This window comes from Micromonospora sp. CNZ285 (assembly GCF_004637285.1).
On sequence record NZ_SPQD01000001.1, the window covers coordinates 4,362,096 to 4,384,327 of the forward strand.

Sequence of the window (22,232 nt, forward strand, 5' to 3'; positions counted from 1 at the left end):
CGATGAAAGACACATCGACGCGGGTATCAGGATTGCATACCGCGTATGCATCGGGAAGTCGCCGATCCGACGGAACCGCCACCACCCACCGGAGCGGGCCGGGACGATCGGACGATGACCTCCATGAAGGACCGGATGCTGGCCGGCGAGCAGTACATCGCCGACGATCCCGCGATCACCGCCGACCTGGAGCGGGCGGCCCGGCTCAGCGAACGCTTCAACCGCAGCTCCGCCGACGATCCGGCGGGCCGCCTCGCCGCGCTGCGCGAACTGCTCGGCTCGCTCGGCGAGGACGCCTGGGTCCGGCCGCCGCTGTACTGCGACTACGGACACCGGACGCACATCGGCGCGCGTACGTTCGTCAACTTCAACGCGGTGTTCCTCGACGTCGCCCGTATCACCATCGGCGCGGACGTCCAGATCGGACCGAACGTGCAACTGCTCACCGCCACCCACCCGGTGGAACCGGAGGCGCGCCGGGCCAAGTGGGAGGCCGCGCAACCGATCACCATCGGTGACAACGTCTGGCTCGGCGGCGGGGTGATCGTGCTGGCCGGAGTGACCATCGGCGAGAACACGGTGGTCGGCGCCGGCGCGGTGGTGACGCGCGACCTGCCGGCGAACGTGGTGGCGGTGGGTAACCCCGCCCGCCCGATCAGGAGCCTCGAACAGCCATCCTGAGCTGCGGAAACAGCCGTTCCAGCGGATGCGGATTCCCGGCCTGTCGCGCACTCTGGGTAGTAGCACGTTTACCGGGAGGCACAATGGAACGGGTTCTCGAACTGAGGGTGCACGGGGTCTCCAACACCCCGCCGGATCAGCTGCTCGGCCTGACCGCCGGCGCCAACGGTGACGGTGCGCAACCAACACTGGTCGCCGGCGGTCAGACCACCGGCTTCTACCGGTCCAGCACGGCGGGCCGGGACGACCCGATCACCGTCGAGGCGTACAGCTGGGGGCAGTTGACCTCCGGCGCGCGGACCCGGCGGGACGTGGAACGGGCGCTGTGGACGCTGATGCTCCCTTTCGCGCTGGCGAACGTCGCGCTGCACGCCCGCGCCGGCATCCCGCCCGACCCGGACCAGGAACGCTGGGCCAGCCGGTCCGGCATCACGGCCTGGCTCATCCGCCTGTTCTGCCTGAGCCTGACCTGCACGCTCGTCGTCACGGTGACCGGCGTGGGCGTGGACCTCATCGCCTGGCAGTGCGTGGAGCCGGCCTGCCTCGGCCGGATCCCCGGGCCGTGGGAGTTCCTCGGCGACCCCTGGTGGCGCGAGGGCACCCGGACGCTCGCGCTCGGGCTGCTGCTGCCACTGCTCGTGCTGGCCGGGATCGGGCTCGTCGCCTTCCGCACCTACCAGTACGAGGCGCAGATGCCGGCGGACCCGCACCACCACGCGCCGGCCGGGGAGGACAGCGAGCCAGCCGGTCGGCCGGACCCGCGTGAGCCCTCGCGGAACCCGCTCCAGGACCCGACGTTCTGGAACGGGGAGGGGCAACTGCGCCGGGCCGCCGTGCTGCACCTGTGCACCGGGGCGGTCAGCGCCGCCGCCGTACCGGTCATCGCAGTGATGATCATGAACCCGCCGCGTGGTGTGCGGGCCGCCGTCGCCTGGCCCACAGTGGCGCTGCTCGCCGCCGTGGTGGTGATCGCCGTGGTCGCTGTCGCCCGGCCGTGGCTGAGCCGGCGGCAGGGCGCCACCCCGCTCGGCCGGTGGAGCGCGGCGGTCGTGGCGCTCACCGCGCTCGGACTGGCCGGGGCGTTCACCCTGCTGCTGCTCCCCGAGGGGGCGGCCGGGCCGCCGCTGTCGGCGTACCGGCCGCCGGACGGATGCACCGCGCAGCCGGACACCGCCGGCTGCCGCACCGACAGGTCCCTGCCCGGGTACGACACGGCGATCGCGTGGCTGCTCGCGTACCAGGTGCTGTTGCTGCTCGCCATCGCCGCGGCGAACCGCTCCGGCCGCCGGGCGCTGATCGGCCCCGTCGCCGGGATGGTGCTGCTGCCGCTCGGCGCGACCTGGATCGAACGCGGCCTGCCCGCGCTGCCCGCCGCGCCGGGCGAGCTGCACACCTGGATGCTCGTCGGTCCGGCCGTCGCGCTGGCCGCCGCCGGGCTGTTCCTGCCCCGCCTGCGGCCGGCGGTGCCGACCCAGCCGCTCGGCGCGTACACCGATCTCGCCTGGCGTGGCTGCGCCCCGGCGGTCATCGCCGGGTTCGGCTGGATGATGGCGGTGGCGTACTGCGCCGGGCTGCTCTACTGGGTCAGCGACCGCCTCGACGCGTCGGCCGAGCCGAGCGGCCCGAGCCGGGTCGTACCGCCGCTGGCCGTCTTCTGGGCCGGGCTGGCCTGCGCGATCGGCCTGGCCGCGCTGATCGGGCTGCTGATCCGGGCGGTCGTCCTGCTGCACCGGCTGCGCCGGGTGGAGTACGCCCGGCTGGCCGCCACCCCCGGCCTGTCCGCACACGACCTGCGGCGCTGCCGCGACGTCAGCACCTACCGGGCGCTGCACCGGCTGGTCGGCGAGCACGCGGTACGGCTGCTGGGCTGCTACGCCGCGTTCTGCGCCATCCTGGTCACCCTCTGCTGCGCCGCCGCGCTGTCCGGCGAGCGGCCCAGCCCGCTGTCCCCGTCCGGCTGGCAGATCGCCATCCACTGGACCGCCGAGCGCGGCGACACGCTCCTCGGCTGGCTGCCGGTGGTGATGGCGGCGCTCGGGCTGCTCGTCTACCGCACCGACTCGGTACGCCGCTCGGTCGGCGTGATCTGGGACGTGTGCACGTTCTGGCCCCGGGCCGCGCATCCGCTCGCGCCGCCCAGCTACGCCGAACGCGCCGTACCGGAACTCCAGACCCGGGTGGCCGGACTGCTGGCGCTGCCGCCGCACCACGGCGACCGGATGGACGGCGTCATCCTCTCCGGGCACAGCCAGGGCACCGTCATCTGCGCCGCGGTACTGCTGCAACTGCCCCGCCGGTGGCGGCGGCGGACCTGGTTCTTCTCCTACGGCTGCCAGCTCACCCGGCTCTACGGGCGGGTCTTCCCGTCCTACTTCGGGCCGGAACGGCTGCGGGCGCTGGCCGGCGCGCTCACCTGGCCCGGCGGGCACGTGGCCTGGACGAACTTCTGGCGGGACACCGACCCGCTGGGCTGGCAGGTCAGCGCCGGCCAGCGGGACGTGCCGGTGGCCGACCCGGAGGCGCTGCACCCGTCCGGCGGCGAGGTGGCCGACCCGCCCATCCGCAGCCACAGCGGTTATCCGGAGTCGGTGGAGTTCACCCGCGAGCGCGCGGTGGTGTCCCGGCTGCTGCGCCGCACCGTGCCGTCACCCCGGCAGCGGACCGGCTGACCTCGCCCGGCGTCACGCCGGCGGCGGGTCGGCCAGGCGTACCACCAGGTCGGCGTGCTCGGCCGTGCCGGCCACCCGCCGGGCGTTCTCCTCGTCGCTGCCCCGCGCCCAGGCGCGGGCCTGCTCCGGCGACTTCCCGTACGCCTCGTGGCGGGCGGCGAGCCGGCGCAGCCGCAGCTCCGCGTCCAGGTCCAAAAACCAGATCTGGTGTACGAGGGTGCGCACCTCCTCCCACGGGTCGTCCCGCAGCAGGAGGTAGTTGCCCTCGGTGACCACCAGGCGCACCTCGGGCGGCACCTCGATCGCCCCGGCGACCGGCTCCTCCAGGTCGCGGCGGAACTCCGGTGCCCACACCGACGTCGGTTCCAGCCGGCGCAACCGGCGCAGCACGGAGACGAAGCCGTTGACGTCGAACGTGTCCGGCGCGCCCTTGCGCCCGGCCCGGCCGACCCGTTCCAGCGCCGACCCGGCCAGGTGGAAGCCGTCCATCGGGACCAGCCGGGCGACCGTGCCGAGCGCGGCCACGATCCGTTCCGCCAGGGTGGACTTGCCCGCACCGGGCGCGCCGGCGATGCCGAGCAGCTGACGCGGGCCGGCCTCGGCCAGCGCACGCGCCCGGGCGACCACGTCGTCGAGCCCGAGCACCTCCGCCGCCGGCATCAGCCCAGCACCGGCTCGCTGATGGTGAACCGCGCCTCGACCGCCGCGTGCACCGGCTGCGGCGCCGGGTCCAGTTCCAGTTCACGCTCCGGCTCGCCGGAGCGCGCGTACGCCGCCTTGACCATCATCGGCGGGGCGGCGCTCATCCCGGTGTCGGACAGCTCGCGCAACGCGACCACCCGGGCGCCGAGCGCCTCGGCGTACTCCCGGGCCCGGATCAGCGCGTCGGCGATCGCCGCCTGCCGCGCCTCCCGGTAGGCCGGGCTGTCCGGCCGCAGCGACCACACCGGGCCGGCCACCTCGACCTGCTCCTGGTCGGCCAGGCGGAGCATCAGCTCGCCGAGCGCGGTGAAGTCGGTGGTCGTGACGGTGGTGCTCACGCTGCCCTGATAGGCCACCACCCGGTCGCCGGAGCGCTTCGTCACCGGCCAGACATGGACCTGGCCGGTCTCCCGGCGTTCCACCGCCGGCTCGGCCGCGTCGAGCAGCGCGCGCACCGCGGCGGCCCGTTCGGCCAGCCGGGTCAGCGTGGTCTCCCGGTCCCGGTCGCGCGCCACCGCCGTCACCGTGAACCGGGCCAGCTCGGGAGCCACCTCCCGGTACGCCTCACCGCGTACCGCCACGACCGGTGCGTCAGCCATGCCGCTCAGCCTAACGGCGGGGTGGCCGGCAGGTGCCCCATGTAGGTGACCGCGCCGGCCGTCTCCCGGACCCCGCTCAGGTGACCACCCGCCGCGCCCAGCTCCCGCAGGTACGCCAACTCGCCCGCGTGGTCGGCGGCGGCCGGGAACTCCCGCCGGTGCGTGGTGAACGTCCGCGCCCGCAGCGTCGCGCGGACGTCCCGCCCCTCGGCGAACCGATCGGCCAGCGCGCCCGCGTCGCCGCCGCGCAGCGCCTCGGTCAGCTCGCTCAGGAACGCGCCGAGCGCGTCCAGCTCGGCGAGGACGCGGTCCCGGTTGCCGAGCAGCATGTTCGCGGTCCGTTCGGGCGGCCCGCCGGCGACCCGGGTGCCGTCGGAGAAGCTGCCGGCGGCGAGCGTCAGCACCGCGTCCCGCAACGCCGACCGGTGCACGGTGCCGGCCAGCGCACCCGCCAGCACGTGCGGTACGTGCGAGGCGAGCGCGGCGGCGCCGTCGTGTTCCGGGGCGGACATGGGCACGACCCGGGCGTGGAAGACGTCCACCAGCAGCACCGCCAGCCGCCGGAACGCGCCCAGGCCGGCCGGCCCCGGGCAGAGCACCCAGGCGGCGCCGTCGAGCAGGTCCGGGGCGGCCGCGGCCGCTCCAGCCCGGTCGGCGCCGGCCATCGGGTGGCCCGGCACGAAGCGGTGCCCGAGCCCCTGGACGGTGGCGGCGGTGCTCACCTCGGCCTTGACGCTGCCCACGTCGGTGAGCACGCAGTCGTCGTCGGTCACGGCCGCGACCCGGGCCAGTGTCACCGGCAGCGTGGGCAACGGGCCGCAGAGGAACACCACGTCCCGGCCGGTGACCGCCTCCTCGACCGTGTCGGGCGCGTCGACGCCCCGGTCGCGTACCTGCCGGCGGGCCGCCGGATCGGGATCCCAGCCGGCGACGTCGAGCCCGGCGGCGTGCAGCCGCAGCAGCACCGAACCGCCGATCAGCCCGGTGCCGACCACCGCCGCCCGCGCCAGCCCGCCCGCCACGTCAGGCCTCGGCGAGCCGCCCGGCCACCGCGTCGACGTGCTCGTCGGACTCGGTGAGGGCCACCCGGACGTGCCGCGCGCCGGCCGGGCCGTAGAAGACACCGGCGGCCACCAGGATGCCCCGGCAGGCCAGCCAGTCCACGGTCTCCCAGCAGTCCTCGTCCCGGGTGAGCCAGAGGTAGAGCCCGGCCTCCGAGTGCTCGACGGTGAAGCCGACGGCGGTGAACGCCTCGCGCAGCTTCTCCCGCCGGACGCGGTAGCGCTCCCGCTGGGCGTCGGCGTGCTCCTGGTCGCCGAGCGCGGCCACCATCGCGGCCTGCACCGGCGCGGGCACGATCAGACCCGCGTGCTTGCGGATCTTGAGCAGCTCGGCCACCAGCGCCGGGTCACCGGCGACGAACCCGGCCCGGTAGCCGGCCAGGTTGGAGCGCTTCGACAGCGAGTGCACCGCCAGCACGCCGTCGTACGAGCCGCCGCACACCTCGGGCGAGAGCACCGAGACGGGCTCGGCGTCCCAGCCCAGCGGCAGGTAGCACTCGTCGCTGGCGACCACCGCGCCGCGCTCGCGCGCCCACTCGACCACCTTGCGCAGGTGGGCGGCGGGCAGCACGCGGCCGGTCGGGTTACCGGGCGAGTTGACCCAGACCAGGCGGACCCGGGGATCCGGGCCCAGCGCGGTCAGCGAGTCGGTGCGTACCGTCGTCGCGCCGGCCAGCCGGGCCCCGTCCTCGTAGGTCGGGTAGGCCACCGACGGCACCACCACCACGTCACCCGGGCCGAGCCCGAGCAGCGTGGGCAGCCAGGCCACCAGCTCCTTGGAGCCGATCGTCGGCAGCACGCCCAGGCCGTCGACACCCGCGCCGCAGGCCCGCGCGACCCACGCCGCGATCGCGTCCCGCAGGTCGGGCGTACCGGCGGTCAGCGGGTAGCCCGGCGCGTTCGACGCGTCGGCCAGGGCCTGGCGGATCAGCTGTGGCACCGGGTCGACCGGCGTGCCCATCGACAGGTTGATGAGACCGCCCGGGTGCGCCGCGGCCGTGGCGGCCGCGGCGTCCAGGGTGTCCCAGGTGAAGTCGGGCAGCCGTGCCGAAACCGGCGAGCGCCGGCTCAGTGGCCCTCGCCGCGCGGCGGCTGCGCGGCGACGAAGGTGGCGTCCTTCTCCACCTTGCCGATCTTCGAGGCGCCACCGGGCGAGCCCAGGTCCTCGAAGAACTCGTAGTTGGCCCCGGTGTAGTCCTTCCACTGCTCCGGGACGTCGTCCTCGTAGAAGATCGCTTCCACCGGGCAGACCGGCTCACAGGCACCACAGTCGACGCACTCGTCGGGGTGGATGTAGAGCATCCGGTTGCCCTCGTAGATGCAGTCGACCGGGCACTCCTCGATGCATGCCTTGTCGAGCACATCCACGCACGGCTCGGCGATGATGTAGGTCACCGGTCTTCTCCTCCGCAAGACTCGTCGCGATCAACCGCAACGGTAAGAGCCTAGTATCTCGCCGGGGAGGGGGTCGATCGTGCTCCGACAGCAGGACGTGGGACACCGGATCGTGGTCCGCCGGATTGTGGGGATTCGCGAGGGCCGCACGCTGTTCTCCGACGCGCTCGGTGAGCTCGTGGAGCTGAGCGAGACCCACATCACTCTGTCCACCGACGCCGGGCCGCTGCGCGTACCGGTGGCCGAGGTGCACCGGGCCAAGCGGGTGCCGCCGGCCCGGCGGCCCACCGCCGCCGCCGTGGTCGCGCTGGAGCTGGCCGCCGACGAGGCCTGGCCCGCGCCGGTACGCGGACGGCTGGGCGACTGGCGGCTGCGCTGGGCCGACGGCTGGACCGGGCGGGCGAACAGTGCGCTGCCGGTCGGCGACCCGGACCGGCCGCTGCCCGCCGCGCTGGACGCGGTGCAGCGCTGGTACGCCGAGCGCGGCGGGCCCGCCCTGGTGAACACCCCGCTGCCGCTCGCCGCCCCGGTCGGCGCGGAGCTGGACGCGCGCGGCTGGACGTCCCGGCCGCCGGTGCTGGTGCAGACCGTCCCGCTGCGCGCCCTGACCGTGCCGCCGCCCGCCACCCCGTTGCCGGGCACCGGGCCGCTCCCCGCCGACGCCCCGCTGCCGGCCGACGCCGCCGCCGGGGTGCCGCCGGTGACGCTGGTGGACGCGCCCTCCGACGACTGGCTGGCGATCGCCGCCGGCCGCAAGGGCGGGCTGCCGGACGCCGCCCGGCAGGTGCTCACCGGGACGCCCCGGGTCCGCTTCGCCGAGCTGCGCGAGGACGGCCGGCTGCTCGCGGTCGGGCGGGGCACGGTGACCGGCGGGGGCCGCTGGCTCGGCGTCAGCCTGCTGGAGACGGTGCCACAGGCGCGCCGTCGAGGGCTCGCCGCCGCTGTCGTCCGCGCCCTGGCCGGCTGGGGCGCCGCCGAGGGCGCCACCCACGCGTTCCTCCAGGTCGAGCAGAGCAACACCGGCGCCGTGGCGCTCTACCGGGGGCTCGGCTTCACCACCCACCACACCTACCTGACCCGGGTCGCCCCGGCGGCCTGAGCGGCGCTCCGGTCAGCGCCGGACGATCTTGCGAGGCCGGGTGCGCTTCATCTCGGCGTACCGCTTGAGCTGGCGGGACCGGTAGTCCCGGCCCAGCGCGGTCAGGATCAGGTAACCGACGAGCACGCCCGCCGCGGTGGCCGCGAGATAGAGCCAGATCTGGGCGAAGAACAGGCCCGCGCCGCCGCCGAACGGGTTCTCCCCGACCAGCAGCGGACCGACGAACACGGTGAGCGCCAGCGCGACCGCGACCGCGGCGGCCAGGTCACCCGCCCAGCGGCCAAGTGGCCGATCCGCGCCCCACCGGAACGCGGTGCCGGCCAGGATCAGGCCGATGACCAGGAACATGGCGAGCGAGACGCGGCCGGACGCGGTGTCGTCGTCCGGGAACACGAATCTGATGACCAGCCGGGCCACCACGTTCACCCCGAACAACGCGGCCGCCAGCACGCCTACCGCACGCCACCGCTGACCCATCGCACGCCTCCCGCCGTACCGCCCGCTCCCTCGGCGGGCCTCTTGGCTGGAATGTCTACCACCGCGAGCTGTGCGGCGTCAGCACCTCACCGTGCGTCGGGCGGCGTCACCAGGTGCCGGAAGCCCAGCACCGCGAACGTGACCGCGCCGGCCACGATCAGCGCGAGGCCGAGCACGTTGTCACCGGCGAGCGCCAGATCGCCCTCGACGGTCCGGAAGCCCCCCACCACGATCACCAGGAACCACGGCAGCGCGCCGAGCGCCACCGCCCAGCGCGTACCCGTCGACCGGTGGGCGAACCGGCCCAGCAGCACAGTCGTCGCCACCACGGCGACGACACCGGCGGCCACCAGGCCGACGCCGAGAAGCGCCCGCAACCCGCCGGAGCGGCCCTGCACGGTCTCCCAGGCCCACGTCGCGAAGATCAGGTCGAGCAGCGCCAGCAGGACGCCGGCCCAGACCGTCACGACGCCGCCGGCCACCCGCAGCGCGCGGTCGAGCACCCGCTCCGCCGGGCTCGGCGTCGCGGCCGTCGGCGGCTGCTCGGGAAGGGTCGACACGGGTACGGCCGGCAGCGTCACCGGAGACCGGCCGCCGCGACCGGGGACCGCCGCGGGTCGTCCAGGGCGATGCCGGCGAAGAGGTCGTCCTCCCAGCCGTACGGGCCGGCACCCGGCCCCTTCTCACCGACCGCGAGCGTGAAGTACTCGACGCCCATGAACTCTCCGCCGAAGTTGCCGGCGATCGAGTAGAGCCAGGAGTTCGCCGGGATCTGGGTGGCGTGGGCGCGCATCGCCGCCTCCTTCGCGGCGTGCTGGTCGGTGCCGTCGATCCGGGCGGCGATCTCCGCGTCCGGCGTGCCGAACGGCAGCTCGTCGGCGCTCTCGATGCCGGCGAACGGGTTGTCCGACGACTCGGTGAACGTCTCCAGGCCCGCGTCGAGCACGCTGCGCGGCATCGCCGTCCAGTAGACCTTCGCCGGGGCGATCCCCTCGGCCGCGGCCAGTTCCACCGCCCGCATCGCCACCCGGTGCGCCTGGATGTGGTCGGGGTGGCCGTAGAAGCCGTCCGGGTCGTACGTGACCAGCACCTGCGGGCGGACCTCGCGGATGACCTCCACCAGGTACCCGGCGGCGGTGTCCAGGTCGGCCTGCCAGAACGCCCGCGGGTGCTCGTTCGTGGCCAGGCCCATCATGCCGGAGTCGCGGTAGCGGCCCGCGCCGCCGAGGAACCGGTGGTCGGTCACGCCGAGCGCGGCGCAGGCGGCCGCCAGCTCGCCGATCCGGTAGCCGCCGAGCTGGTCCGCCTCGGCCGCGCAGAGCTGCGCCAGGGCCGGGACGTGGATCTCGCCCTCCTCACCCAGCGTGCAGGTCACGAGCGTGACGTGGGCGCCGGTGGCGGCGTAGTGCGCCATCGTCGCGCCGGTCCCGATCGACTCGTCGTCCGGATGCGCGTGGACCAGCAGAAGGCGTCGGTCGGGCAGCGTCGTCACGCCCGTCACTCTAACCGGCGGTCCTGCCCGCTCGACGGTGATGCGTCCGCCCAGGTCGGCCACATCACCTCCGGCGCCCGCCTACGCTGCAGGCGTGGACTTTCCCGAGCTGGCCGCCCGTACCCGTCGGTTCAGCCACGGGGCGCCGCGCGCCGTCACCGTCGCGGGCGACGGCGCCCGGGTGATCTTCCTGCGTTCCGCGGGACCGGAGGACCCGGCCGACGCGCTCTGGCTGCTCGACGTCGACAGCGGCGAGGAACGACTGGTAGCGGACCCGGCGGTGCTGCTGGGCACCGACGCCGAGCCGGCCCGCCTCGCCCCCGGGGAACGGGCGCTGCGCGAGCGGTTGCGGCTCAGCTCCGGCGGCATCGGCTCGTACGCGCTGGACTCGGCCGGCCGGGTCGCCGCGTTCGCGCTGGCCGGGCGGCTGTTCCGGGCCGACCTGGTGCACGGCGACGTGGTCGAGGTGGCGGCGATCGGGCCGGTGATCGACCCGCGCCCCGACCCGGCCGGCGAACGGCTCGCGTACGTCACCGACGCCGCCGAGGGGGTGCGCCGGGGCCAGTTGCGGGTGGTCGAGCCGGACGGCACGGACAACCTGCTCGCCGGGGAGGACCACGGCGTCACCTGGGGCCTGGCGGAGCACATCGCGGCCGAGGAGTTCCACCGCTACCAGGGCTACTGGTGGGCGCCGGACGGGCGCAGCGTGCTGGCCGCCCGGGTCGACGAATCCCGCCTGGAACGCTGGTACCTGCATGACCCGGCCAACCCGGCGAGCCCGCCGACGTCGCTCGCGTACCCCGTGGCGGGTGGGCCGAACGCGGAGGTCAGCCTGCACCTGCTCGACCTCGACGGCGGCTGGGTCGACGTGCACTGGGACCGCGAGACCTATCCGTACCTGAGTTCGGTGGACTGGACCGAGGGCGGACCGCTGATCACCGTGCTGCGCCGCTCGCAGCAACACGGCCTGGTGCTCGCCGTCGACCCGCGCACCGGGGAGACGCAGGTGCACGCCGAGCTGGCCGACCCGCGCTGGGTGGAGCCGATCCCCGGCACCCCGGCACACCTGCCCGACGGGCGGGTGCTGGTCGGCGGCGAGCTGGCCCACGACGGGTACGACGCGCGCTGCCTGTTCGCCGACGGCACGCTGCTCACCCCGCCGTCGCTGTACGTGCGGCGGGTGGTCGGACGGCTGCCGAACGGCCCGAACGCGGCGGCGGACCTGCTGGTGGAGGCGAGCGAGGGCGAACCGAGCCAGCGCCACCTCTACCGGGTGCGGACCACCATCGGCGGCGGCATGGACGCCCGCCGGATGGGCAGCGACCCCGGCTGGCACACCGCCTCGATCGGCGGGTCCACGCTGGCGGTGGGCATCGCGTCGCTGGAGCACGCCGGGGTCCGCTGGCGGGTGTGGCACGGCGACCGCGAGGTGGCCGAGTTGCGCTCGTTCGCCGCCACCTGCTCGTACGCGCCGCGGCCGACGATGGTCCGGGTGACCGACAGGCGGCTGCCCAGCGCGGTGCTCTACCCGGCCGAGCACGTCAAGGGCACCCGGCTGCCGGTGCTGCTGGACGTCTACGGCGGTCCCGGCCACCAGGAGGTGGTGGCGGCCCGCGGTGTCTGGCTGGAACGGCAGTGGTGGGCCGAGCAGGGCTTCGCGGTGGTCACCATCGACAACCGGGGTACGCCGGGCATCGCGCCGTCGTTCGAGAAGGCGATCCACAGACGGGTCGCGGACGTGATCCTGACCGACCAGGTGGACGCGCTCACCGCGCTGGCCGACAAGCACCCGGATCTGGACCTGGAGCGGGTGGCGGTGCGTGGCTGGTCGTTCGGCGGCTGGCTGGCCGGGCTCGCGGTGCTGCGGCACCCCGAGTTGTTCAAGTGCGCGATCGTCGGCGCGCCGGTCACCGACTGGGCGTTGTACGACACCGCGTACAGCGAGCGCTACCTGGGCATGCCGGACGACGGGATGGACGTCTACGCCCACCATTCGCTGGTCGAGCTGGCCGCCGAGCCGCTCGGCGATCCGGCGCAGGCCCGGCCGATGCTGCTGGTGCACGGCCTGGCCGACGACAACGTGCTGGCCGCGCACACGCTGCGGCTGTCCGCGGCGCTGCTGGCGACGGGCCGCCCGCACGCGGTGCTGCCGCTGACCGGCGCGAGCCACCTGGCCGCCGGCGGCGTGTCCGAGCGCCTGCTCCGGCTGGAGCTCGACTTCCTCCGCCGCTACCTGTGAGGAAGGGCCCCTCGATGAGGGGCCCTTCCGCCGACCACAGGTGTGGCTACTGCTTGACGTACGCGTTGACGAAGTTCGGGTAGCCGAACACGGAGGAGATGAACACCCCGCCCGCCTTGGACCCGTGCACGTTGTACGCCACGTCCACGTAGAGCGGCACCACGGGCGCGTGCTCCTTCATGATCCGCTCGTCGAGCTTGCCCCACTCCGGGCCCTGCTCCGACGGCGGCAGCGCCAGGATCCGGTCCATCTCGGCGTTGATCGCGTCGTCGTTGAAGTACGACTGGTTGCTGTTGCCCTCGGCCTTGATGGTCCGGCCGTCGTAGAGCACCGGCAGGATCGACGCGCCGCTCGGCCAGTCCGCCGCCCAGTTGCCGATGTACAGGTCCCAGGGGTTGTTCTTCTTCTTGACCTCGTCCAGCTTCGCGTCGTCCGGGATGTTCCGGACGGTGATCTTGAAGCCGGCGCGCTCCAGGTTGCCCTTGAGCTGGACCGCCTCCGCCTGCTCGGTCGTGTTGTCGGCGACGCCGAGGACCAGCTCGGGCGTCTGGCCGCCGAGCAGCTCCTTGGCCTTCTCCACGTTGCCGTTGGCGCCGGCCGGGTACGCGTCGTACGCCTTGTAGCCGATGGTCGACGGCGGCATCAGCGTGGTGATCGGCTGCGCGACGGTCTGGCCGCCGAGCGCCTTGACCAGGCCCTCGCGGTCGATCGCGTAGTTGAGCGCCTGGCGGATCTTCAGGTCCTTGACCCGCTGGGTGTTGATCACGAGCTGGTTGGCGCTCGGGGTCGGGGACAGCAGCGTCCGGGACTTCAGCGCCGGGTCACCGGCCACCTTCGCCACGAGCGAGGCCGGCACCGCGTTGAACGCCAGCGCGCTCTGGTCGGCGCCGTTGTCCGCGATCACCCGGTTGTTGGCGGCGTCGGCGGTCGGGCCGAAGCTCCAGACGAACTGGTCCGGGTACTGGTGCCGCACCGGGTCGGTCTTCGCGTCCCAGTTCGGGTTGCGGTCGAGCGTGAGCTGGACCCCGACCTGGTTCTTGGCGATCTTGTACGGGCCGGACGAGAACGGCTTCTGGTCCAGGTTGACCCCGGTGTCCTTCTCCGGCTTGAGCGGCGCCGTGGTGGGCAGCGAGACCGCGAACGGCAGGTCGCAGCGCGGCTTGGCGAACTCGAAGCGCAGCGTCTTGTCGTCCGGCGTGGTCAGGCCCGGCGGCAGCGACGTCTTGTTCTTCTTGAAGTCCCACTTGGTGTCGTACTGCGCGGTGTCGGCCAGCCACTCCTGGATGTAGGTGGGGCCGCCGGTGAGGTCGGGGTCGAAGGAGCGGGCGATGCCGTACGCGATCTCCTTCGAGGTGATCGGGCTGCCGTCCTCGAACTTCACCCCGTCCTTGATGGTGAATTCCCAGACCTTGCAGTCGTTGTTGACGTTCTTGCCCGGCGTCTCGGCCAGGTCACCCACCAGGACCAGGCCACCCTTGCCGTCGTCCTTCCAGGTGGTCAGGTAGCGGGCGAAGAGCGGGTTGGCCATCAGACCGGCGAACGAGTACGTCCGCTGCGGGTCCAGGTGGGAGATGGGGGTCTCCCGGATGATGGTGAACGTCCCGCCCTTGGCCGCGCCGTCGATCTCGGCGGCCGGGCCCTGCGAGTCCTTGGGGTCGGTCGCGATGACCCCGGTCTGCTGCCGGTTGCCGTCCACCTTGGTGCCTTCGCCCGTGTTCTCCGAACAGGCACCGAGTGCCACAACCAGTGCGATGGCGCCGCCAGCGGCGGCCGCTGCGCGTGGTCGCATGTCCTACCTCCTCCACCCGTGCGCCGAGCGCATCCGCCGACGTCCCGAGGATCGTAAAGAAGAAAAGCTACGAGTTGGATAACAGTTGTCGATAAATTTCGTCGCGGTTCAGCCGAGCCGCACCCGCGGGTCGATCACCGCGTAGAGCAGGTCCACCACCACGTTCGCCAGCACCACGAAGACCGCCGCGATCAGCACGGTCGCCATGATCGTCGGCAGGTCGCCCGAGCGGACCGCGTCCACAGCGGTACGCCCCATCCCGTTCAGACCGAATGTCGTCTCGGTGATCACCGTGCCGCCCAGCGCCCCGCCCACGTCCAGACCGGCGATCGTCACCACCGGTGTGATCGCGGCGCGCAGCGCGTGCCGGCCGTACACCTTGCGTTTGGCCAGGCCCTTCGCCCGCGCGGTCCGGACGAAGTCCTCCGAGAGCGTCTCCAGCATCTGCGCCCGGGACAGTCGCGCGTAGATCGCGGAGAAGAGGAACGCCAGCGCCACCCAGGCCAGCACCAGCCCGCTCGTCCACTTCAACGGATTGTCGAACAACGAGGTGTAGCTCGGCACCGGCAGCAGGCGCAGGTTGTAGACGAAGACGATGAGCAGCACCGCGCCGACGAAGTAGAGCTGCAACGAGGCGCCGGTGAGCGAGAAGCCGATCGCCGCCCGGTCCAGCCAGCTGCCCCGGCGCAGCGCCGAGAGCATGCCCAGGCCGACGCCGAGCAGCAGCCACAGGATGGCGGCCGGGATGACGATGCTCAGCGTCACCGGCAGCACCCGGGCGATGGTGTCGGAGACCGCCTCGTTCGACACGTACGACCAGCCGAGGCAGGGGGCGTCGCACCGGCCGCCCTGGGCGCTGCCCAGGTCCCGGCCGGTGAAGATGCCCTTCATGTAGCCGGCGTACTGGCTGATCAGCGGATCACGCAGGCCCAGCTCCTGGCGGACCCGCTCCAGTCGCTCCGGGTTGCAGTTCTTCGGGCACATGCCGGTGACCGGGTCGCGGGGCAGCGCGAAGAACATCAGGAAGCTGAGCACGCTGACCGCGAACAGCGTGAGCGCGGCGGACAGCAGCCGGCGGATGAGGAATCGCGTCATGGGCCGGCCTCCTACCGGGACGACTTCGGGTCGAGCGCGTCGCGCAGCGCGTCACCGAAGAGGTTGAAGGCGAACACGAGCGCGAAGATGGTGATGCCCGGGAAGAAGACGTACGCCGGGTCGGTCTGCAGGTAGTCGAGGCTGCGGTAGATCATGCGGCCGAAGCTCGGCGTCTCGTCGGTGAGGCCGACGCCGATGAACGACAGCGCGGCCTCGCTGGTGATGTACTGCGGCACCGCCAGCGAGAAGGCGACCAGGATCGGCGCCCAGGCGTTCGGCAGCAACTGGCGGAACAGCATGTGCCCGAGACCCGCGCCGCTGGCCCGCGCCGCCTCCACGAACTCGCGTTCACGCAGCGCGATGATCTGACCCCGGACCAGCCGGGCCGTACCGGTCCAGCCGAACAGGGCGAAGATCGCGATGAGCACACCGATCTGGAAGTACGCCGGCACGGCCTCGCGCTGCCCGTAGAAGCGCAGCGCGACGGTCGGCATCAGGGCCAGCGCGATGATCAGGAACGGCATGGCCAGGGTCAGGTCGGTGATCCAGTTGATCACCGTGTCCAGCCAGCCGCCCAGGTAGCCGGCGAGCGTCCCGAGCGTCACGCCGATCACCGCGGTCAGCACGGCGGCGGCGAACGCGATGAACAGCGACGTCCGCAATCCGTGCACCATCCGGATGAAGATGTCCCGGCCGAGGCCGGGTTCCAGCCCGAACCAGTGCTCCCCGGTCACACCGCCGGCGTAGCCCAACGGCATGCCGTAGCCGTCGAGGCGGCTCTGGAACTGCTCCTTCGGGCCCACCCCGTACAGCGCCTCGATGAGCGGTACGGCGAGCGCGACGAGCACGAAGAACGCCAGCAGGCCGCCGCTGATCAGCGCGGTGCGGTCCCGCCTGAGCCGCGCGAGGGCGAGCTGGCCGGGTGACCGGCCGACGAACTCCTTCTTACCGCTCTCGCCGCCCTCGCCGGGCGACTCGATCTCGGCGAGCGCGACGCCCTCGACCGGCGACAGGCTCATGGGGACACCTCCACGGGTTCGCCGGTCGGCACGCCGACCGGTCCGCTCTCCGGGTAGTGGCAGGCGGCGAGCTGCCGGCCGTCGTCCCGCGTGGTCAGGGTGGGTTCTTCGGTGGCGCAGTGGTCGGTGGCTTTCCAGCAGCGGGTGCGGAAGCGGCAGCCCGACGGTGGGTTGAGGGGGGTGGGCACGTCGCCGGTGAGGCGGATGCGGCCGGCGGGCCCGAGGGTGGTGACGTCCGGGATCGCCGAGAGCAGCGCCCGGGTGTAGGGGTGTTGGGGGCGGGTGTAGATGGTGTCGCGGTCGCCGATCTCGACGATCTTGCCGAGGTACATGACGGCGACGCGGTGGCAGAAGTGCCGCACCACGGCGAGGTCGTGGGCGATGAACACGAACGCCAGGCCCAGGTCGTGTTGCAGGCTGCGCAGCAGGTTGATGACCTGCGCCTGGATCGACACGTCCAGCGCGGAGACGGGTTCGTCGGCCACGATCAGCTTCGGCTTCAGGGCCAGGGCGCGGGCGATGCCGATGCGCTGGCGCTGCCCGCCGGAGAACTCGTGCGGATACCTGTTGTAGTGCTCCGGGTTCAGGCCCACGAGTTCGAGGAGTTCCTGCACGCGTTTCTTGACGCCGCCGGGTGGGGTGATCCGGTTGACCTGCAACGGCATCGCCACGATCCGCCCGACGGTGTGGCGGGGGTTCAGCGACGCGTACGGATCCTGGAAGATGATCTGCAGGTCCTGCCGCAACCCGCGCAGCTCACCACGTTTCGCGTGGGTGATGTCCCGCCCCGCGAAGGCGATGCTGCCGGCGGTGGGTTCCAGTAGCCGCACCAGCATCCGCCCGGTCGTGGTCTTCCCACACCCCGACTCCCCCACCAGCCCGAGGGTCTCGCCCGGGCGTACGTCGAAGTCCAGCCCGTCGACCGCCCGCACCGCACCCGTGCTGCGCAGCCCTTGCCGGACCGGGAAGTGCTTGGTCAGCCCCCGCACCGACAGCAGCGGCTCGGTCTCGGTACTCATCGGGCCACCCCCACCTGGGCTACCTCGTCGCGGTAGATCCGCTCCCGATCCCCCGCCGACAGATGGCAGGCGACCAGGTGACCCGGCGCTCCGGCCTCCCGCAGCTCGGGCACCTCGGTGCGGGACCGGTCGCCGTTCACGTCGGCCCACCGGCACCGCGGATGGAACGCACACCCCGACGGCAGGTTGATCAGACTGGGCGGGTTACCCGGAATGGGCAGCAGGTCCGCGTCGGCGTCACCGTGCAACGACGGCACACTCGACAACAACCCCCACGTGTACGGATGCTGCGGCGCCCGCAACACCCGCTCCACACTGCCGTGCTCCACCGCCCGGCCCGCGTACATCACCAACACGTCATCAGCCACCTGACTGACCACACCCAGATCGTGGGTGATCAACACGATCGCCGACCGGAACTCCTCCTGCAAATCACTGAGCAGGTCCAGGATCTGCGCCTGCACCGTCACGTCCAGGGCCGTGGTCGGCTCATCGGCGATCAGCAGATCCGGATCGTTCACCAACGCCATCGCGATCATCGCCCGCTGCCGCATCCCACCCGAGAACTCATGCGGATACTGATCGAACCGCTTGGCCGGCTGCGGAATCCCCACCCGGCCCAACATGTCCACCGCGCGACTGCGAGCCTCGCGTCTGCCGGCCCTCGGATGATGCACCCGGTACGCCTCAGCGATCTGCCTACCCACCGAGTAGTAGGGGTGCAACGCCGACAACGGATCCTGGAAGACCATCGCCATGTCCCGGCCCCGCAGCCGCCGCACCTCCTCCTCACCCAACCCGACGAGCTGACGCCCACCCACCGAGATCTCCCCGGAGATGGTCGTGCGCTTCGCGTTGTGCAAACCCAGGATCGCCAGCGAGGTGACGCTCTTACCGGAACCGGACTCCCCCACGATCCCCAGCGTGCGACCCCGCTCCACGGCAAACGACACCCCGTCCACGGCCCGCACCACACCGTCCTCGGTGTCGAACCGCACCCGCAGATCCCTGACCTGGAGATAGGGCCCGTCGCCGGAGCGCTGCTCCGGCACCTCCGGGCGGTCCGGCTCCCCGGACGGCACCGCCTCCGACCTGCCCATTGACCGCCTCCCCTTCGGTGATGAAGAGAACCTACAGGAAATCCCCAGAGGCGAAAATAAGCTACATCGAACGGTCTGTCAGCGGTCCGAGCGTAACGACTCGGTCTCCCGTCCGCACGCCCCTCACCTGGGACATTCACCGCCGCGATTGGGCGTCGCCGCCTCGTCGTCGCACCCGTCGTGCGACGATGGTCGTGGCGATCAGGGAAGGATTCTCACCAGCACGAGGTGGAGGTGACCATGACCGCGGCGGTGTTCGGCCACGACGGCCCGTGGACCGAAGAGGAGTACCTCGCCCTCGGCGAGACGCAGGAACGCGTCGAATTCTTCGACGGGAGCCTCTACGTGACTCCAGGTCCCACCCCGCTGCACCAGAACATCTCCGGTGAGCTGCGGGCCGCACTCCGGGCACCAGTGCGCCAAGCCGGGCTTCGCGTACTGGAAGCGGTGAACGTCCGGCTCAGGCCGGGCCGGATACCGATCCCCGACCTCGCCATTGTCGACAACGTTGATCTCCGGGTTCCCGTGATCGAGGCGAGCAGCGTCCGGCTGGTCTGCGAGATCATCTCCCCGAGCAACGCCGCCACGGACAAGGTGCTCAAGATGCACTACTACGCTGCCGCCGGCATCGAGTGGTATCTCCTTGTCGACCAGGAAACCCTGACGATGCACCTTTACCAGCGGCAAGGAGCGCACTACGTCGAGCGGTCCGTCACGAAGGCCGGCGAGGTACTGGAGCTGACGGATCCGGTCCACGCGACGATCCGGCCTGAGGATCTGCTCGCCTGACGGATGTCGGTGCGCTCGCCTAGGGTCGGCGCATGAGCGAGCGTCAGCAGGGCAACGGAGTGCCGGCATGAGCGAGTTCGACGCGGCGACCGCCGCCGTCCAGGCCGCTCTCGACGCGGGCGCCCGCTACGCCGACGCCCGGGTCATGCACCGCCGCTACGAGTCGATGTCGGCCCGCAACGGCGACATCGAGGAGCTGAGCCAGCACGAGAGCATCGGGCTGGGCGTACGCGCGCTCGTCGGATCGGGGTGGGGCTTCCACGCCGTACCCGATCTGTCCGACGCCGCGGCCCGCGACGCCGGCCGGCGCGCCGCGGCGATCGCCACCGCGAGCGCGCGGGTGCCCGGCCCGCCGATCGACCTGGTGCCGGTCGAGGCGACGGTGGCGAGCTGGGTCTCGGACTGCGCCGTCGACCCGCTCGGGGTGCCACTGTCGGACAAGGGCGACCTGCTGGTCCGCGCCACGGCGACGATGCGCGCGCACGGCGCCGACCTGGCCGAAGGGCTCTACCAGGTCTGGGACACCTCGAAGTGGTTCGTCTCCAGCGAGGGCCACCGGATCGACCAGCGCATCCGGGAGTGCGGCGGCGGCATCTCGGCCACCTCGATCGGTGACGGCGAGACGCAGCGGCGGTCCTACCCGAGCTACCGCGGGCAGTACGGCACCACCGGCTGGGAGCTGGTCACCTCGCTCGACCTGGCCGCGCACGCCGCCCGGATCGCCGAGGAGTCCCGCGAGCTGCTCACCGCACCGCTCTGCCCGTCCGGCGAGACCGATCTGATCCTCGGCGGCGAGCAGCTCGCGTTGCAGATCCACGAGTCGGTAGGGCACGCCATCGAGCTGGACCGCATACTCGGCTGGGAGGCGGCGTTCGCCGGCACGTCCTGGCTCGACCTGGCCCGTCTCGGCTCGCTGCGTTACGGCTCCGAGCTGATGAACGTGACGATCGACCCGACCATCCCCGGCGCGCTCGGCAGCTTCGGCTACGACGACGAGGGTTCGCCGGCGGTTGCTCGGGACGCGGTCCGCGAGGGGCGGTGGGTCGGGGTGCTCGCCGGCCGTGACTCGGCCGCCGTCGCCGGCCTTGACTACGGCGGCAGCGTACGGGCCGACGGCTGGGCCCGGCTGCCGATGGTGCGGATGACGAACGTGGGCCTGGAACCCGGCCCGCACACGCTCGACGAGATCATCGCGGCCACCGACGACGGGGTGCTGATGGACATCAACCGCTCCTGGTCGATCGACGACAAGCGGCTCAACTTCCAGTTCGGCTGCGAGGTCGGCTGGGAGGTGAAGAAGGGCCGCCGGGGGCGGATGCTGCGCAACCCCACCTACACCGGCATCGGGCCGGTCTTCTGGCGCTCGATGGACATGCTCTCCTCGGAGACGGTCGCCTGGGGCACTCCCAACTGCGGGAAGGGGCAGCCCGGCCAGGTCGGGCACACCGGTCACCCGGCCGCGCCGGCCCGGTTCCGCGGGGTCCGCGTGGGGGTGCGGGCATGAGCGAGCGCAGCGTGAGCGCCGAGTTGGAGATCGCCGCCGGGGTGGTGGACCTGGTTCGGCACACGGCCGGTCCGGGCGCCGAGGCCGAGGTGCTGGTGACCCGCACCGACCTGGCGCTGACCCGGTTCGCCAACTCGTTCATCCACCAGAACGTGTCCGAGACCGGTGTCGCCGTACACCTGCGGTTGCACGTGGACGGGCGCACCGCGACCGGCAGCGGCAGCCGGGTCGACGCCGACGGGCTGGCCGCCCTGGTCGAGCGGACCCGGGCCGCGGCCCGCCTCGCGCCGCCCGACCCGGCCTGGCCGGGACTCACCGCACCGACGCCGGTGCCGTCCGGCCCGGCCGTCGACGAGGCCACCGCGTTCGCCTCGCCCGACGAGCGGGCCGAGCGGGTACGCGCGTTCGTGGACGCGGTCGACGGGCTGGAGGCGGCCGGCTACTGCCGCACCGCGTACCGGTCGGGGGCGTTCGCCAACTCGGCCGGGCACACGGCGACCGGCCGGGCGGCCGAGGCGGCGATGGACGGCATCGCCCGCGCCGGCGGCGCCGACGGGGTGGCCCGGCTCTGCGCGGACCGGCTGGCCGATCTCGACAGCGCGGCGCTCGGCGCCCGCGCGGCTGCGAAGGCGCGCGCCGCTGCCGACCCGGTCGAGCTGCCGCCGGGGCACTACGAGGTGGTGCTCGAACCGGCGGCCGTGGCCGACCTGCTGCAGAACCTGGCCTGGTACGGCTTCAACGGCAAGCGGTACGCCGAACGGCAGTCCTTCGCCGAGCCGGGCACCGCCCAGTTCGACCCGGCGGTGACGCTGGTGGACGACCCGCTGCACGCCGGCACACTGCCGTTCGACCTGGAGGGCACGCCCCGGCGGGCGTTGCCGCTGGTGGAGCACGGCATCACAAGGGCGGTGGCGTACGACAGGCGCGGCGGCGCCGAGGCGGGCACCGGGTCCACCGGCCACGGTATGCCGGGGAGCGCGACGTTCGGGCCGATCCCGCACAACATCCGCCTGCTGGCGGCCGGTGCGGGCGCGGGGTCGGCCGCCGCGGCGGTGAGCACGGGCGTAACCGGGGCGGTGGGCGACCCGGACACCGCCGCGCTGGTGTCCGGGATGCGGCGCGGGCTGCTGGTGAGCGACTTCTGGTACACCCGCGTGCTGGACCCGAAGCAGCTGGTAGTCACCGGGCTGACCCGCAACGGGGTGTGGCTGGTCGAGGACGGCGTCCCGACCCGCGCGGTACGCGACTTCCGGTTCACCGAGTCGTACCCCCTGGCGATGGGACCGGGCCGGGTGCTCGGCCTGGGCCGGACGGCGGTCCGCCAGCCCGCTCGCGTTGACGGCTCCTGGTACGAGACCCCGGCGCTGCGGCTGTCCTCCTGGCACTTCACCGGCGGCGCGTCCGGGTGACCCGGCCCGCCGCCGGGCGCGTCACGGCACCGGTCGGCGCACCGTTCGGCCGACCCGCCACATTGATCATGAACTGACTCTTTCCAAGCTGCGG

20 protein-coding genes are annotated in these 22,232 nt (G+C 72.9%); 7 read left to right on the forward strand and 13 right to left on the reverse strand.

The features are described from left to right. Window positions 1-114 precede the first annotated feature (114 nt). Both CLT75_RS19735 and CLT75_RS19740 read left to right on the forward strand, forming a co-directional pair. The gene (locus tag CLT75_RS19735; protein ID WP_135241938.1) at window positions 115-681 is read left to right on the forward strand and encodes a sugar O-acetyltransferase; all 567 of its coding nucleotides are present in this window, start codon (window positions 115-117) and stop codon (window positions 679-681) included. Window positions 682-764: 83 nt separating this feature from the next. After that, window positions 765-3,350, forward strand: a complete 2,586-nt coding sequence (locus CLT75_RS19740; RefSeq protein WP_135241939.1) for a hypothetical protein — start codon at window positions 765-767, stop codon at window positions 3,348-3,350. A 12-nt stretch (window positions 3,351-3,362) separates the two neighbouring features. Here CLT75_RS19740 and CLT75_RS19745 read toward each other — a convergent pair whose 3' ends face one another. The 5 genes from CLT75_RS19745 to fdxA are packed head-to-tail and all read right to left on the reverse strand — an operon-like array spanning window position 3,363 to window position 7,107. Further along, a complete protein-coding gene (locus CLT75_RS19745) occupies window positions 3,363-4,010 on the reverse strand; it encodes a nucleoside/nucleotide kinase family protein (RefSeq protein WP_135241940.1) in 648 nt (215 codons plus the stop codon). Next, entirely contained in the window at window positions 4,010-4,651 is a 642-nt protein-coding gene (locus CLT75_RS19750; RefSeq protein WP_135241941.1) for an SIMPL domain-containing protein, read from the reverse strand. The genes CLT75_RS19745 and CLT75_RS19750 overlap by 1 nt, the downstream gene beginning before the upstream one ends. Before the next feature lie 5 nt (window positions 4,652-4,656). Further along, entirely contained in the window at window positions 4,657-5,673 is a 1,017-nt protein-coding gene (locus tag CLT75_RS19755) for a prephenate dehydrogenase/arogenate dehydrogenase family protein (protein WP_135241942.1), read from the reverse strand. 1 nt (window position 5,674) lies between these two features. Further along, window positions 5,675-6,784 carry a succinyldiaminopimelate transaminase gene (gene dapC, locus CLT75_RS19760; RefSeq protein ID WP_135244068.1) on the reverse strand — a complete coding sequence of 370 codons (1,110 nt, stop codon included), beginning with the start codon at window positions 6,782-6,784 and terminating at the stop codon, window positions 5,675-5,677. Further along, window positions 6,781-7,107 (reverse strand): ferredoxin, encoded by a 327-nt coding sequence (gene fdxA / locus CLT75_RS19765; RefSeq protein ID WP_007464872.1) that lies wholly within the window; start codon window positions 7,105-7,107, stop codon window positions 6,781-6,783. The genes dapC and fdxA overlap by 4 nt, the downstream gene beginning before the upstream one ends. 79 nt (window positions 7,108-7,186) lie before the next feature. On the opposite strand from fdxA, the gene CLT75_RS19770 reads away from it, so the two are divergent. Further along, entirely contained in the window at window positions 7,187-8,206 is a 1,020-nt protein-coding gene (locus CLT75_RS19770) for a GNAT family N-acetyltransferase (RefSeq protein ID WP_135241943.1), read from the forward strand. Window positions 8,207-8,218: 12 nt separating this feature from the next. Here the strand turns inward: CLT75_RS19770 and CLT75_RS19775 are convergent, their stop codons facing one another. The 3 genes from CLT75_RS19775 to mshB form a co-directional block, all read right to left on the reverse strand. After that, the gene (locus CLT75_RS19775; RefSeq protein WP_135241944.1) at window positions 8,219-8,683 is read right to left on the reverse strand and encodes a hypothetical protein; all 465 of its coding nucleotides are present in this window, start codon (window positions 8,681-8,683) and stop codon (window positions 8,219-8,221) included. An 86-nt stretch (window positions 8,684-8,769) separates the two neighbouring features. Next, complete coding sequence (locus CLT75_RS19780; RefSeq protein WP_412535472.1) at window positions 8,770-9,243, reverse strand: hypothetical protein; 474 nt, start codon at window positions 9,241-9,243, stop codon at window positions 8,770-8,772. Between the two features lie 17 nt (window positions 9,244-9,260). Further along, window positions 9,261-10,184 carry an N-acetyl-1-D-myo-inositol-2-amino-2-deoxy-alpha-D-glucopyranoside deacetylase gene (gene mshB / locus CLT75_RS19785; protein ID WP_209310357.1) on the reverse strand — a complete coding sequence of 308 codons (924 nt, stop codon included), beginning with the start codon at window positions 10,182-10,184 and terminating at the stop codon, window positions 9,261-9,263. A gap of 85 nt (window positions 10,185-10,269) precedes the next feature. On the opposite strand from mshB, the gene CLT75_RS19790 reads away from it, so the two are divergent. After that, window positions 10,270-12,414 (forward strand): prolyl oligopeptidase family serine peptidase, encoded by a 2,145-nt coding sequence (locus CLT75_RS19790; RefSeq protein WP_135241946.1) that lies wholly within the window; start codon window positions 10,270-10,272, stop codon window positions 12,412-12,414. Window positions 12,415-12,460: 46 nt separating this feature from the next. Here the strand turns inward: CLT75_RS19790 and CLT75_RS19795 are convergent, their stop codons facing one another. From CLT75_RS19795 to CLT75_RS19815, 5 genes are all read right to left on the reverse strand, one after another. Continuing rightward, window positions 12,461-14,203, reverse strand: a complete 1,743-nt coding sequence (locus CLT75_RS19795) for an ABC transporter substrate-binding protein (protein ID WP_135241947.1) — start codon at window positions 14,201-14,203, stop codon at window positions 12,461-12,463. Between the two features lie 108 nt (window positions 14,204-14,311). After that, window positions 14,312-15,298 (reverse strand): ABC transporter permease, encoded by a 987-nt coding sequence (locus CLT75_RS19800; protein WP_013288442.1) that lies wholly within the window; start codon window positions 15,296-15,298, stop codon window positions 14,312-14,314. 11 nt (window positions 15,299-15,309) lie between these two features. Continuing rightward, window positions 15,310-16,317: an ABC transporter permease gene (locus CLT75_RS19805; protein WP_135241948.1), complete on the reverse strand. Its 1,008-nt coding sequence runs from the start codon at window positions 16,315-16,317 to the stop codon at window positions 15,310-15,312. Next, the gene (locus CLT75_RS19810; protein ID WP_135241949.1) at window positions 16,314-17,336 is read right to left on the reverse strand and encodes a dipeptide ABC transporter ATP-binding protein; all 1,023 of its coding nucleotides are present in this window, start codon (window positions 17,334-17,336) and stop codon (window positions 16,314-16,316) included. Before CLT75_RS19810 ends, CLT75_RS19805 begins: the two co-directional genes overlap by 4 nt. Next, entirely contained in the window at window positions 17,333-18,436 is a 1,104-nt protein-coding gene (locus tag CLT75_RS19815) for an ABC transporter ATP-binding protein (RefSeq protein ID WP_135241950.1), read from the reverse strand. The genes CLT75_RS19810 and CLT75_RS19815 overlap by 4 nt, the downstream gene beginning before the upstream one ends. 240 nt (window positions 18,437-18,676) lie before the next feature. Here CLT75_RS19815 and CLT75_RS19820 point away from each other — a divergent pair, with 240 nt between their 5' ends. From CLT75_RS19820 to CLT75_RS19830, 3 genes are all read left to right on the forward strand, one after another. Then, complete coding sequence (locus CLT75_RS19820; protein WP_135241951.1) at window positions 18,677-19,225, forward strand: Uma2 family endonuclease; 549 nt, start codon at window positions 18,677-18,679, stop codon at window positions 19,223-19,225. A gap of 67 nt (window positions 19,226-19,292) precedes the next feature. Further along, window positions 19,293-20,729 (forward strand): TldD/PmbA family protein, encoded by a 1,437-nt coding sequence (locus CLT75_RS19825; RefSeq protein ID WP_135241952.1) that lies wholly within the window; start codon window positions 19,293-19,295, stop codon window positions 20,727-20,729. Continuing rightward, window positions 20,726-22,138, forward strand: coding sequence for a metallopeptidase TldD-related protein (locus CLT75_RS19830; protein WP_135241953.1), 1,413 nt, complete (start codon window positions 20,726-20,728; stop codon window positions 22,136-22,138). Before CLT75_RS19825 ends, CLT75_RS19830 begins: the two co-directional genes overlap by 4 nt. Window positions 22,139-22,232: the final 94 nt, after the last annotated feature.